10 protein-coding genes are annotated in these 14221 nt (G+C 48.9%); all 10 read right to left on the reverse strand.

Features of this window, described 5'->3' with window-relative positions; genetic code table 11:
* Positions 1-10: 10 nt before the first annotated feature.
* The 10 genes from FHW36_RS18665 to FHW36_RS18710 all read right to left on the reverse strand — a co-directional run bounded on the left by FHW36_RS18665 (position 11) and on the right by FHW36_RS18710 (position 14192).
* Positions 11-190 (reverse strand): hypothetical protein, encoded by a 180-nt coding sequence (locus FHW36_RS18665; RefSeq protein ID WP_145671087.1) that lies wholly within the window; start codon positions 188-190, stop codon positions 11-13.
* Positions 168-1142 (reverse strand): grasp-with-spasm system ATP-grasp peptide maturase, encoded by a 975-nt coding sequence (gwsG, locus tag FHW36_RS18670; protein ID WP_186452517.1) that lies wholly within the window; start codon positions 1140-1142, stop codon positions 168-170. Before gwsG ends, FHW36_RS18665 begins: the two co-directional genes overlap by 23 nt.
* A gap of 88 nt (positions 1143-1230) precedes the next feature.
* Positions 1231-1416 carry a hypothetical protein gene (locus FHW36_RS18675; protein WP_145671089.1) on the reverse strand — a complete coding sequence of 62 codons (186 nt, stop codon included), beginning with the start codon at positions 1414-1416 and terminating at the stop codon, positions 1231-1233.
* A 49-nt stretch (positions 1417-1465) separates the two neighbouring features.
* Positions 1466-1645 carry a hypothetical protein gene (locus FHW36_RS18680; protein ID WP_145671090.1) on the reverse strand — a complete coding sequence of 60 codons (180 nt, stop codon included), beginning with the start codon at positions 1643-1645 and terminating at the stop codon, positions 1466-1468.
* 253 nt (positions 1646-1898) lie between these two features.
* Entirely contained in the window at positions 1899-5036 is a 3138-nt protein-coding gene (locus tag FHW36_RS18685; protein WP_145671091.1) for a glycosyl hydrolase, read from the reverse strand.
* A 10-nt stretch (positions 5037-5046) separates the two neighbouring features.
* Positions 5047-6957 (reverse strand): family 20 glycosylhydrolase, encoded by a 1911-nt coding sequence (locus tag FHW36_RS18690; RefSeq protein ID WP_145671092.1) that lies wholly within the window; start codon positions 6955-6957, stop codon positions 5047-5049.
* Positions 6957-8012, reverse strand: a complete 1056-nt coding sequence (locus FHW36_RS18695; protein WP_145671093.1) for a DUF6528 family protein — start codon at positions 8010-8012, stop codon at positions 6957-6959. Before FHW36_RS18695 ends, FHW36_RS18690 begins: the two co-directional genes overlap by 1 nt.
* A gap of 4 nt (positions 8013-8016) precedes the next feature.
* Positions 8017-9141: a DUF6528 family protein gene (locus FHW36_RS18700; RefSeq protein WP_145671094.1), complete on the reverse strand. Its 1125-nt coding sequence runs from the start codon at positions 9139-9141 to the stop codon at positions 8017-8019.
* Positions 9142-9257: 116 nt separating this feature from the next.
* Complete coding sequence (locus FHW36_RS18705) at positions 9258-10814, reverse strand: RagB/SusD family nutrient uptake outer membrane protein (protein ID WP_145671095.1); 1557 nt, start codon at positions 10812-10814, stop codon at positions 9258-9260.
* A 12-nt stretch (positions 10815-10826) separates the two neighbouring features.
* Positions 10827-14192 (reverse strand): TonB-dependent receptor, encoded by a 3366-nt coding sequence (locus FHW36_RS18710; protein WP_186452518.1) that lies wholly within the window; start codon positions 14190-14192, stop codon positions 10827-10829.
* Positions 14193-14221 lie beyond the last annotated feature (29 nt).

Consider the following 14221-nt stretch of genomic DNA (forward strand, 5'->3'; position numbering starts at 1 on the left):
CAGTGTAGGATCAAAATTTGGAAATCACTTTATAAAAACTAAATAACTCGAAACCATCCGCATTTATTTTTGGGGCTTTCTCAAATTTAAGAATAGGCCCGGCCGGCTGTGGGCGGCTTTTATCGAGGAAATACAGCGACAAGGGCAATCCTTTTTTATCTTTAAGGTTACTGGTGAATTTCTTCTTCATGCATGATATTTTTATGGAGCGCCTGGGCTAACTTCTTCTCCAGGAAATAATTACAGGGATAAGACACCATGCCGAACTGTCCTGCGGGGTTGATCTCCAGGAAGTAGTAGTTACCCTGCATATCTACCATGAGGTCGATAGAACCCGTACGGAAACCTAATGATTGCATCAGTTGGTGCAACTGCTGCTCCAGCTCCGCGGGCAATTGATAAGGCACTGTTCTGTTGGGGCGTTGGGTATCATAATCCCTGAAATCTTCTTTTGTACGTTGATTGTTTTGGGAGAAGATCGCCATAGAATAACAGGTTCCTTCCAGGTACACGGTGCGGATTTCAAATTTCTTATTAATTTTTTCCTGTACCAGGGAGGGAAAAAATTGTTCAGGTACAGCCTGTAGGTTGGCGGGGCTGATCGTTTTTGTCAGCATTTTATATTGGCCGCCGCTCGCATCTTCCAGGAAAATGCATTCACTCAGTGGTTTTACAATCAATTCGGGGTGGGTATCCAACAACTGGATGATCATTGCTTTGGTAGTGACTACCTCTGTGAATGGCGTTTTAATCCCGTATTTACGGGCGAGGGCCAGCACGTGCAGTTTATTGAGGTTATCTTCCGAGAGGGGATCATTCAACCACTTTGGCCGGTCGATGGTATGAAAAAGATAAGCGTGCAGCCCGTTGAATTCATCTACCAGGAAGCGTTTGATGGTGTATTGCGTTTGAAAATCTGGCTGTTTGAAACTATATTTCACCGGGAAGCTGTTGATCTTTCTCCGGTACCAAACCGTTGCTATGCTGGCGTTATCCGGCAAATCGGCCAGGCTTTGAAAGTGGAAAAAATCCTCTCCATTCACCCGCAGATGAGGTATCCGCAAATGGTTCATCCATTGACAGACAGCGTCTGTAGCCCCTTCCAGGTGCGACTGACTTAATATGAGGATCTGTTGTGACATAAAAATATGGTGTTGATGAGTAAGGACTGCCGGCATCACCGGCAGTCCTTTAATTTCCGTCCAGTGTAATAACGGAAGAAGGTATTTGCTATTTATCACGTTTGTGATCGCACAGATAAACGTCTGGTCCTGAATAGTGGGTAGGTGAGTGAACGGTAGTACCAGCTGATTCACCGCTGTCCTCCAGTGATTCTTCCATTAAAAAAGCTCTACCACCTTTGATGGTTTCCAGGGATTCTACTTTCTTTGCATTCAGTTTTTGCAACTTGTCCATTTTTTTAAAATTTTAAAGGGTGTACGGTTTGGGTTACAGTTTGGGGTAATTACTTCTTGGGATCTTCGCGGGTGTCGGTTACATAGTGCTGACCGTTCCAGGAAGGAGAATTTTCTGTAGTTTTTTCTCCACCGTCGTCGAGAAATTGTTCCAACTGCATTAATCTGCCGCCTTTTACAGTTTCTGGGGCAGTTACCTTTTTGGTAGTGAGTTTTTCTAACTTTTTCATGTGATTAAATTTTTATAACCTGTCGTAAAAGTAGGCAGGTGCTACGACTCTGTGAAGGTTAACACATATTTGGCTGAGGGTAAACCTATATTTGGGTTGCTTGGGGGAATATTTGCAATGCCGGGGTTAACAAACTTGTATAAAGTACTATATACCAATTAGCTACCGTCTCCACCAAACCATATATGGATAGGACCCCATATTACCTATGGCGTTGAAGGGCATGGCGTTGGAAGTGGTGATGAGGAGCGCTTTACGGCCTTGACGTGGCAGTTTGCACCTGGAAATCTTCCATTAACCCATAATCATACAAATCATAGTCATTTCCCGGCGGCTGCACTTTGATGTTGTACCATTTTCCGGGGTCCACTAAACCTGGTACCGGTTTATTATAAAAGGGCCCCAACAGGTTTTTGAGGCTGCCAATCACGGTTACTTCCACCGTATTATTCCCCTCTTTTACGAACGGTCCTATTTCCAGGCGATTGGGTTCGGCGATAATAGTGCCGGCCAACCGGCCATTTACTTTTACCGCAGCCACCGTACCTTTCCATTGCCCCAGCGTAATGGCGTAGGATACGCCCCGTATAGCCGTAAACGTTTTAGTGTAAGTTACTTCCTGTCCATATAACGGCAGGCCCTGGCTGCGCCAGGAACCCAGTTGTAATGGCTGCGGCGCCACGATGGTCCATCCTTGTGCAGCCGCTTCCAGGTTAAAATCTCCCAAAATATAAACCGGCTCAATCTCCGCATATACCCGCATCGGTGATACTGTTATGGCTAATTCATTATCCCCGGCTTTTATATACTGACCAATCCTGTATACACCAAAAGAACGATCCAGCCACCACTGCCCGGGCTCCTGCCGGATTGTAACGCCGTTAATTTTCACCTGCTGCCAAAGCTCCGGATGTTCTATCACCGCGCTGAAGCCCTGGTAATGTACGCCAGCCTGTATTTTAAAATGATAGGTAGCCGTATAGCCGGTACCGGTAGCAAACGTATCACGCCGCACAATGGCATCCCTGTATTGGGTACGGTTGTTCCAGGGATTACCTACCCCATCTGTAAAACCGAAGTGTTTAAATGCCATATTGGACGCCATTCCTACATGCAGTTGGTTATAACCGGAGTCTGGCTGATGTAATTGCAGGTCACAAAAGTCTATGGTGAGCGTGTTGCTGGTGAGCCGGCTCACTGTGGTAGAGGAAGCGCTTACGGTAGTCCATTGCGCAGGCGCCCTCTCTTTTTCATAACCGGGTATTTTTTTATCCGCCACAAACAGCATCATGCTTCCTGCAGGTGGGATGTTGAAGGCGATGCTAACCCCCTCTGGCTGCGGCGTATAGTCGTAATGGTGAATACTCCCTTTATACAGGTCCAGCGCCAGCACATCTTTGCCGGGCATATTGATGTTGCCCGCAGCGGCTCCCGTCATGCTGGCGTTGGTTAACAACAGCAGCTCACCATCCGCCAGCCGGCGGCGCTGATGATAAATGTTGCCGCCAATTGTGTCGCCGTGTAATGCTGCGATGCTAAAGCCATTGTTGTGCAATTGATGCAGTAATACAGACCGACTCACCTCATTTACCGTTTGGCGAATGGCATTCAACTCTTTGTTCGGGGCTCCATCTATCAATTGTACCTGCTCAAAATGTACCACCCTGCCACCAGCGGCGATATATTTTTGCAGCAAGCGAAACGTAGTACCGTCCATATTTTCCATTCCCGGTGGGATGACCACATATTGGTAGGCCCGCCGGCCAATTACAAAGTGTTTTCCTTCCACTCTTCCCTGGTCTTTGATAATGTTTTCTGAGCCCAGATCATACTCCAGGTACGCCCGTTGCATCATGGTCACAAAATCATTAAAGGCCTTCGTGATATCGAAGAATCGCTTATTTTCTCCATTCCTGGCATAGTACATCCAGGCGGAGGTGGTAGGCTCCAGTACCAGGATGTCGTTGTACTGTTGCCCTTTAGACAACAGGTAAGACAAGCGCGTATAATAATGATTCATTTCGTTGTAATACGGCCACCATGGTTCATGGTAAGAGAAACTCGGTGGGTAGTCATATTTACGTGCACCCGTTAACGTAGAAAATGATAAATGTTGATTTAAAAAATTTACCCCCAACACAAATTCCCAGTCGGCCAGGCGTTTCATATCTTTAAAGGTCAGCTCCCAGCCTCCGCCGCCATACGTTTCCGACAGGGTACGGGTTTTACCCAATTGATTGGCTACGCTTCCCAATTCACGCACTGCGCGGATATTCCCAAATTGTACCGGTTTGTCTTCGTTGTATTGGTTGAAGAGCATGTCGATACCCGGCATTTGCTGCCAGGCATACATGGCCATGTTATCCGGTCCGTGATAGGGACTGGGCCAGCCATGTTCCCAATAATGCCCGGTGCCGGTCAACTGGTGCGCAGCCATGTACTGATAGGTAGGCTTAGCCCACCGGTCGATGAACAGCGTTAGCAGTACCTGGTAATAGTTGTGCCGTACCCGTTTCCAGTCGCCCACCTCTTTAAACAGCGATGGCAAGTGCAAACGGAGGTCATAGCCCCAGGTATGGGAAAAACGATCGAATAAATCGGGTGTCCAGCGCACTGAATGTTGCCCTTCGTTGATAATAGTGGGCTCATCGGAAAAAACGCCTTTCACCGTTTTCCCAAATTCACGACCCACCACTTTCTCATAGGGTTTATAAGTAACATCTATAAATTTATCGGTAACGCCCTTTGCCATTAAGTCTACATAAGACACGCCGATAGGGCCTGCTACAGAGCCACGGTTGGATTTCTGGTAATTCACTTTCCGGAATAACAGGTAATGTCCCTGCTTGCCCGATTCATCTGCAACATGGCTGGTGATATCCTTATAGGCACCATCCTGTTCTTTCAGGCACAGGAAAAAGGGTGATAAATCAGCGGGTAACTGCGTTGCTTCTTCCATATACAACATCTGCCCCTGGTTATAGGCCTCTGGCATTTGATCGGCTACTAATCCGCCGGCAAAACCAGTTGGATAGGAGTTTTCATCGTATATCCAGATATTGAGCCCCAGCTTTTTTGCCTGCTGTACGGAGTAGTCGAACAAGTCGAACCACTCTTTTGACAGGTACTCCGTGATCAATCCCGGCCGCGCATGAATGATCACACCGCCGAAATCATTCTTCCGGTAATCGTTCAGCATAGAGTCGACCAGCGTTTTAGTGATCTTCGTATTCCACACCCAAAATGGTACTGTGCCATAATCGCGACCAGGACTTTTAAAGCCCGCTGCCACCTTGTCAAACCGTTCCTGTTGTGCACTTACACGGCTACACGCCAACGCTAGAACGGCTATCAACACACGAAAAAGAAAGAAGCGAATATTATACTGCATAAAAAGAAACTTAGTTTTCAGATGGCTTAGTATTATCCAGCAAAGTGCGCGTGACGATGCTTCTGCGCCCCGCCGGGGTAATCACGATGGTTTTAAGCGTGATGGTTTTCCCCTTAGGAATACGAATGGTAACGGGTTCCGTATACAGGTGATCGTAATCGCCTGGAGGCCGGTTGTTCAGTGTATAGTAAATTTTAGCGCCGGGAACCGGTGGTTGATCAATCGCTAACTTAAAAATACCGGTTACGATGGTGGTATCTGTATCATCAAAAACAGCCGGTACGCGGTAGTTAATGCCCGCTTTATCGAAGCGGGACAAGTGTACCGGAAGGGCCGTACCGGCAAAGCGCGGATAACTTTTCACCGCTTCGGCCGACCACCCCGTTTCCGCCAGGGCCAGCATACGTGGCAGCAACATGTATTGCAGCTTGGATATATTCGGGATATGTTCAGTCCACAGGCAGGCTTCTACCCCCAGGATATGTTGTTTATCCGCCTTTGATAAAGCCGGGTACTCCGGGTTATACGCGTAAGTCTTCCATACCGGTGCATTGCCACCGTGGCTGGAAGGTTCCTGGTCGGAGAGACTTTGGGCATAATCGAAATAAAAACCGTTGCCACCGGGCGCCAGTATAATATCTAGGCCTCTCCTGGTTTGTGTCATGGCGCCCTTCTCTCCGAAGCGGTTCATGACCGTAAAATTTCCGTCCGGGTTACTGGCGGCTACTTCATCCCAGGCAATCATTTTTTTGTGTTTGGCGAGAATGATCTTATTCAATCGCGCAATAAAGTAACCTTGCAGCGCATGTACATCGCGCAGCTGATGTTGTTTCATAAAATGCAGTACGGCGGTATCTTTCTCCCAAAAGCCTTTATAGCACTCATCACCGCCGATATGGATATAGGGATAAGGGAACAGTGCAGCTACTTCTTCAAATACATTATTGAGAAACTCGTATACCTTTTCATCTGTAGGGTTGAGGGAATTATCGACATACATTTCAAAACCTCCGGTAGAGAACCATTTGGCGAAGCTGCTACCGGGATTCACTTTAATATGCGGATTGCGCGTTACGCATAGTTCCGGGTAGGCAGCAATGGCCGCCATGGCATGCCCGGGTACATCTATTTCGGGAAGGATATCAATATGCCTGTCGGCCGCATAGCGGATGATTTCTTTTACCTCTTCCTGTGTGTAAAAACCGCCATCGGTGGCCGCTTCGCCCGGCTGCGGTGGTAATGTTTTATCGCCGAACCCGAGGCGGGGTACGCGCCAGGCCCCTACTTCCGTTAACTTAGGATAACGCTTGATTTCGAGTCGCCATCCCTGGTCATCAGTAAGGTGCCAGTGGAAACGATTCAACTTATAAGCCGCCATCAGGTCGAGCAGGTCTTTGATCTCTTCTACGGTAAAAAAATGCCGGGACACGTCCAGCATCAATCCCCGGTAACCAAAGCGGGGCGCGTCTTCTATGCGCATACATGGAATAGCGATGGTATCTTTTGTTTGTACCGGCAGCAGTTGCAACAAAGTTTGCATACCGTAAAACAAGCCGGCGCCTTTGCCGGCAAGTGTGATATGGGTGGGCGTTACCTCTAGCCGGTATCCTTCTTCCGGTAGTTGTGCAGTCCCCTTGTTGGTGATCAATAACTCCGGTTGGCCATTGTTATCTGCATGCGCTACTACTTTGTTATCAAAGCCGGTACTGCGCCGCAAATGGTCTGTAAAAATTTGTACGGTGCGGGCTTCCGCAGCATCGACACTTATCAACGTGCGGGCACTGAAAACAAAACTCCCCGTATCCGATTGTATTGTGCGGGGCGCCGGAATCAGCGCTGATGCCATATGCTGGGCCGTGCTACTATTAACCAAAAAGCCCAGCAAGGCCACTCCTGTTGTTATATATTTCTTCCAATACATTACTGGTAATTATTGTACACCATCTTTATTTTATAGAAGCAGGCGCCATTTACTACGCGTGAGCCCTGCCATTGTCCGCCGGCGGTATAAAAATCAATCGTGCTGGTAGACCAGCCATTCAGGTTGCAACTCACTTCCGGACGCGGATTTTTATTCGCGTCGGGGCGCACCAGCACAATCTGTCCGCTGGGCTGATTCACGATTCCTTTTACAAAAGTGAGATTGTTGGTAGGTGAGGCACTAAAGGTTTTAGTGGTTTTATTAAACACATATTCGCCACCGTTGGTGGTTACCCACAACAGGTTTTTATTGCCATAGTACGCGCCTACTTCGTGGCCCCACACAGTAGGTAACGTAACGCGGTATTGTGTGAGTTCCGTTAGTTCAGGCATGGCGTCTGTGCCGCCCACTGCCAGCGCGGTAAGGATATGCGCATTGTTGGACAAGTCCTGCCCGGTTACCCATAGCGCGTTGATACCAGGATCCCATAACACCGCATGCGCAGCGCCCAGGGTAAACTCCGCATAGGTATTATTATCTGCTCCCTGGGAAGATGCATATACGCGGATCCAGTTACCATCGGAGGCTGCCAGGGCTATGTTTCCATTGGGCAACAGCTCTGCGGAGTGCAGGTTGCCGCTCATTATTTTCGACCATACCCGCTTGCCGGAAGGATAGGCGATTACCGTTGCCATGCCGTTGTCGCTGATGGCCGCATAATCCGCATCCTGCCAGACTTTCATTTTCCTGACTTTAAAATCGGTACCGCCCCCAAATGCTTTGATTTCAGCGGTGCTGAATCCCTGCGTGGTAGTGGGTGACCAACTCCATTTCTTTGCCTCGCTGGTATTCCAGTTAGTCACTGTCGGATCGTAAATCTCTACCTGCTTGCTGTTATCGTTGGTGAGCGCCAGCTGCAGCCCCGGATAAGACACCGGAGGCTGCACAGTTGGCGGGTTATTATCTGGACCGTTGGAGGAACCCGACTTTTTACTGCAGGCTATCTGAAAAAACACGCCGCCAAGCAGGGCGCCTGCAAAAATTATTTTCCTCATCGTATCAATAGTAGTTTGGATCAAATGTTTTTCCTTTATAGATGGCGGCGCCCCCTACGGTACGGGAGCCGGTAGCGGCGCCGGTGGTGGCATCGTAAAAATTAACTACAGAAGTGCACCAGGTATTGGCGGGATACAGCGGACAAGCATTACTGGGCACCGTTTCCACCAGGGTGTTCTGACCCGGTTGACTGCTGATACCTTTTACCATGGTTTGTTGTGCCGCGCCGGGCAGGTCGCTGAAGGCGCCTGTTGAAATATGGAATACATAAGTGCCGCCATTGGTGGACAGCAACAGCTGATCGGGATTATTTACATCGGCCGACAGGTCATGTCCCCAGGCGGAAGGTAACACGGTATAGGAAGCGAGTAAGTCTAATTTCGGATTGGTGATGGTACCTCCCGATCTTGCGGTATTGTAACCGTATTTTCTCAGCTCATTGCCCAGCGCCCATAATACCTGGTGGGTATCATCCCACAGCACGGCATGCGCAGAAGTAAAAAAATACTGGGTGTTAACGCCATGATTGGGCGCTGGCTGTGAAGAAGAATAGATGCGTATCCATCCCTGCGGCCATGCGGCGCCGGCGCTGGCTACTATGCAGTTGCCATCGGGCAGTATTTCCATGGCATGTAGCCGCGTTGTATCATTAAAGCCCATTACCCAAAGCTTCTGGCCACGTGTACCCGTGCCCGTATACCGGGCAATAGTAGCCAGCCGGTAAGAGGTGGCGGTGATCACTTGTGCGGTACCGGTAAATACGGTGTTATTCCTCACTTTAATATCTGTAGGGGCTTCCCACAGGGGGATTTCGCTGGTAGCGTTGTACGACAGCGCGGTGGTCGGCATCCAGCTCCATTTGGGCGTAGTCCAGGAAGCATCTGCCGGGTCATATACTTCTATCTTGCTGTTGGCCTGGTTGGTGACAGCTACCCAACAACAGGTGGGAGCTGTGGTAGCGGCGGTAGTTGTTTTTACCGTCCCGTTTCCGGGGGTACCGGCTAAAGTGGGTAGTTGTTCTGCCCGTTGTGTACAGGAGGCAGCTAACAAGCTACAAGCAAAAACTGTTAACTGAACACGGGTTGACCGTAAGCGGGCAATACCTGCCCTCATCACGACATTTTTCATGATAGTAAGTTTTAGTTATGGATGCAGTTTTTTGTAAAAACAAGGGGGGACTTGCCTATCCCCCGCTTGGTGTAAATCATTGCTTCATCTTGTTATGTAAAGCGAGTTTAAAGGACTTAGTATCCTGGGTTTTGTGTGAGTTTGTCGTTTAGCAATACTTCCGCATTGGGTATCGGAAACAATAGCCTGTCCTGCGTTACATTGTAGCTGCCTGGCCGCAGGTAACTGTACTGTGCCTTTTGCTTCACGCCAAAGGCATTCATTACCGTGATGGCATTACCGGTACGCACGAGGTCGAGCCAGCGCTTATTTTCAAAGGCCAGTTCCACCCTTCTTTCTTTCAGCAGCACAGCTTGCAGGTTCGTCTTATCGGCGGTAGTGATATCATGCAGTGCATCCCCAAAGGCGCGTTCTCTCACCGCATTGAGGTAAGGCAGGGCTTCACCTGTCTTACCTTGCTGGTTGAGGCTTTCCGCGAGCAACAACAACACTTCTGAATAGCGGTAAACAGGCCAGTTGTCGTTCGTTTGGTTGCCGATGGTATGAGTGTGGAGAAACTTTTTAGGAAACGGGCGGCCTACTTTGCCTGGCGCCGGCGTATAATTCACCGATGATTTTACAGCGGTGGCGGTAAAATCGTCGGTGCCATTAAAGGTGCCTTCCGCTATGGCTATGGACGCATCGAGGCGCTGATCACCTGCTTCATAGGCATCGATCAGGTCTTGTGTGGGCGTATTATAACCTCCAACGGTGGTTACGCTGTTGAAGTTAACGCCCGTTACTACCGTGGTGTTGACCATGCGCGGCAGGAAATTATAGATCGATGCGTCGGTATTTGCCTGTGGGGTGGCGAGCCCGCTGTTGAACTGGATTTCAAACACGGATTCGAGGCCGTTTTTATTAGAGAGTTGAAAGGCGTCGCCATAGTTTTGATACAACGAATACCCCATGGTCGTTACCTGTTTCAGGGCTGCTTCTGCCAGGTCGTATTTTTTCAGCGTCAGGTATACATCGCCCAGCAGGGTTAAGGCGGCGCCTTTGGTGGCACGGCCGGTTTGCGGGAATGTAGGCGCCGCCAGTTTTGCTACCGCATCGGTGGCATCCGCAATGATCAGGTCATACACCTGTTGCGCAGTGGAACGCGGAATATAGGTTTGCTCACGGCCCAATGGTGCATGATCATAAATGGGTACGCCTCCGTAAAAACGCACCAGGTCGAAATAAGCCAGGGCGCGGATAAATTTCACCTGGCCCAGGATGGCGTTGCGACTGGCATCCGACAACTTAATATCGTTGATATGGTCTACGATTACATTCACCGCGGAAATCGCATTATAAGCGGCATTCCACTTGGGTGGCGTCTGGTTGTTATATTTATCATCCAGGAAATCGGCCACTGCATAACGGTTTACCGTAGCTACGGCCTGATCGGAAGATTTATAATCATAGTGTGCATTATCGGAGCGCATTTCGCCCATGGTCCAGGCGCTCTTGTTGTTATATAATCCCCGTAACTGGTTGTAGGCGCCGTTCACTGCCAGGTTAAAGTCGTTTTCCGTTTTGAAATAACTTCCTAACGTTACATTGTTGGGATCATTTTCGGTAAGGAACTTTTTACAGGACGTTGCTGAGAGGCTTAGTACCGCTAATATGGAACAGATAATCTTTTTCATTTTTGCTGATTTTTAAAGGCCAAGGTTCAAGCCAAACGTAAAGGTTCTTTGCAGTGGGTAAGCACCCAGGTCTTGTCCCTGCTGCGTCACAAATGCCAGTCCTCCAGCACTCACTTCCGGGTTACCGGGATAGCTGGTAAAGATGTACACGTTTTGTGCAGAAGCATACAACCTGAGGTTCTTGATATATTGCGTCCTGAACTTTCTCAGCATATACCCGAGCGTGATATTGTTGATGGTGATATGCGATGCATCATGGATAAACAGGGTATTGTCTGTACGGTAAGCGGCCGTAGTATTGGCTAATGTGCGCGCCACTTTTCCATCTCCGGGATCTGACTCAGAGCGCCAGCGGTTCAGCAATTCCGGCGGACCGTTGAATACGCCATCCAGGTTGTAGGTACTTTCCTGCATACCATTCTTCAATTTGTTGCCGTAAGTGCCTGATATGGCAATACTCAAATCAAAATTTTTGTATTGAAAGCTGTTACTCAAACCAAAGATAAATTTTGGATTAGGATCCCCTATTACGGTTTGATCTTCCGGGAAGGTGATCTTACCATCGCCGTTTAAATCTTTGAACCGCACGGTGCCCGCCTGGGAAAGCGTGGTGGTACCTGTGCCATAGTATTTGGGGCCTGCATCGGCTTCTGCCTGGTTTTTGAAAATGCCATCAAACACATATCCATAAAACTGGCCAACAGGTTTTCCCACCAGCGTTCTGTAGTCGGTAAATTCGGAGAGGGTAGTCGTAGGGGCATCTGCAAAAGAAATATTATTCAGGCCAATCCTTTTCACGATGTTCCTGTTAAAGGAGATGTTGAAGTCGGTATTCCATTTAAATGCACCAACCAGGTTTTTCGTGCTCACTGTAATTTCATGTCCCCACTGGCGGATATCACCCAGGTTGTCCTGTACGCTGCTGAAGCCGGAAGATTGCGGCACCGGTACGGTAAACAACAAGCCGTCGGTGAGCTTATCGTAGTAATCGTATGCCAGCGTGATGCGGTTGTCGAACAGGCCCAGGTCAAAACCTATATCCAATTGCTTATTACGTTCCCAGGCTAGTCCTTGATTACCTAAGCTGTTCTGCACTTTTCCGGGAGCCAGGCCATTTGAGAACACATAGTTGGCAGAGCCTACACCGGCTGCGAACCTGTAATTCCCACCCATTTCATTCATACCGGTTAAACCATAAGAGGCTCTTACTTTCAGTAAACTCAGTTGAGATATATTTTTGAGAAAGGCTTCGTCACTCACCATCCAGCTGGCGCCAATGGAAGGGAAAGTCCCCCACCTGTGATCGGCGCCAAAGCGGGACGAGCCATCGCTTCTCATGGTAGCCTGTAAAAAGTAACGGTCTTTATAACTATAGTTGACACGCGCCAGCAGCGACGCCATTGTCCACGCATCAAACCGGGACGTGTTGGTAGTAAAGCGGGTAGCAGCCGATAGCTGGGATACGCTGTTATCGGGATAATCGCGACCCACCACATCGCTGGAAAAAGCGGTGGAGCGTTGTACGGTAAAACCACCCATTACATTCAGCGAGTGATTTTCACCGAAGCGGTTCTGGTAAGTCAACGTGTTTTCGTTGAGCCAGGAATAAACATTATTGATCAGCGACTCTCCAAGGGCGGTATTATTTCCTGGTGGCGGGTTTTCGATTGGCAGCGCGTTGAATCCCCCCATGGAGGTAGATGGAATAAACCGGTTGCGGGTCATATTGCCTACATCGGCACTACCAGAAGCGCGGAAGGTCAGGTGCTCCAGCAGTTTTATTTCGGTAAACAGGTTCGCCAGTACACGCAGGCGATTTGCATCATCCTGTACTTCCAGTAGTTGCCGGAGTGGATTAGCCCATACAAACTGGTTGGTAAACCCTGAAATGCCCAGGGCCAGCGAGCCATCGGGATTATAAGGCGACCCCATGGTAGGCATCATAGAGGCTGATGCAAAAATGGCGCGTTGACCATCTACGTTAAAGCCGGTACCCTGGCGGTTATTATGCTCCAGCTGCATAGAAGGTGCTACGCCGAAGCCCAGCTTCACGCGCTTGCCCAGGTTAAAGTCGCCATTTACACGCAGCGAAAAGCGTTTATAACCGGTATTCTTCAGGATACCCTGCTGGTCAAAATAACCACCCACCATGCTGAAGGCCGACTTGTCGTTACCGGTATTGATGGCAATGCTATAATTCTGTACAGGGGCTGTCCGGGTTAATACGCTGAACCAATCGGTTCCTTTACCGTATTGCTCCGGGTTTTGGTATACCGCGGGGATACCGCCGGTATAGCCTTCGTACTTGATCTTATCTTCATAAAATCCCTTCATGTAAGTAGCCAGCTGAGTGGCATCCATTACCGGGGGAATCAGTTCCCGCATCAGGGAAGCGGCGCCGTAGTAGGAATTAAAATTGATTTGTGTGGCGCCGGACTTTCCTCTTTTGGTAGTGATCAGAATCACACCATTGGCCGCGCGTGAACCATACAAGGCGGTAGAGGAAGCATCTTTCAAAATGGTAAAGGATTCAATTTCATCGGGGTTGATATTATTGATATTATCGGGGTCGCCAAGCATCGGTTGCCCATCTACTACCACCAGGGGGCGTACGTTGGAGGTTAAAGATGCAGCACCGCGTATACGCAAATCCATGCTTTGTCCGGGCCGGCCGGTGGTTTGCGCTACCTGTGCGCCTGGCAATTTACCCTGCAATCTTTCAGCGAAGGTACCGGTCGACTGGTCCTTGATATCGGTAGCCGACAGCGTTGCTACGGCGCCCACGATTTCGCGGGTATGCTGTCTGCCATAGGCCACCACTACTTCTCCCAGTTGAGAAGAGGTTTGTTCCAGTTGTACATTGATCACGGTTTGACCATTAATAGGTACTTCTTTAGGTGTATATCCCAGGTATTTGAAGGATAGTACGCCTTCTCCATCGGGTACATTAATAGAATAAGAACCATCCGGCTGGGTAGCGGTACCGGTTTGGGTTCCTTTCAATCGCACTGCCACGCCGGGCAATGGATGATTACTCATATCCGTTACCCGTCCTTTAATGGTAATGGCTACAGGCGCTTCCCCGCGCTTGCGTGTTACCACTATGGTGTTTTCCTGGATGGTATAAAGAAAGGGCTGGTTCACGAAACTTTTCTGCAATACTTCTTCTACGGTGGCGTTGTTAACACGTATATCCACCCGTTTGGCATCTCTTAACGTTTCTACATCCCATAAAACGTTATAGGCCGTTTGCTTCCGTATCTGGCGGAATACATCTTCGAGTGAGATCTGTTTAGCTGATAGCGTTATCTTCTGCGCATAGCTGGAAGCGCTTACCTCCATAAGAACTGCGATCATTAAAACAAAGGTCAGTTTCATAATCAACAGGAGTTTTTTGTGCGTACAAC

This window comes from Chitinophaga polysaccharea (assembly GCF_007829335.1).
GTDB lineage: Bacteria > Bacteroidota > Bacteroidia > Chitinophagales > Chitinophagaceae > Chitinophaga > Chitinophaga polysaccharea_B.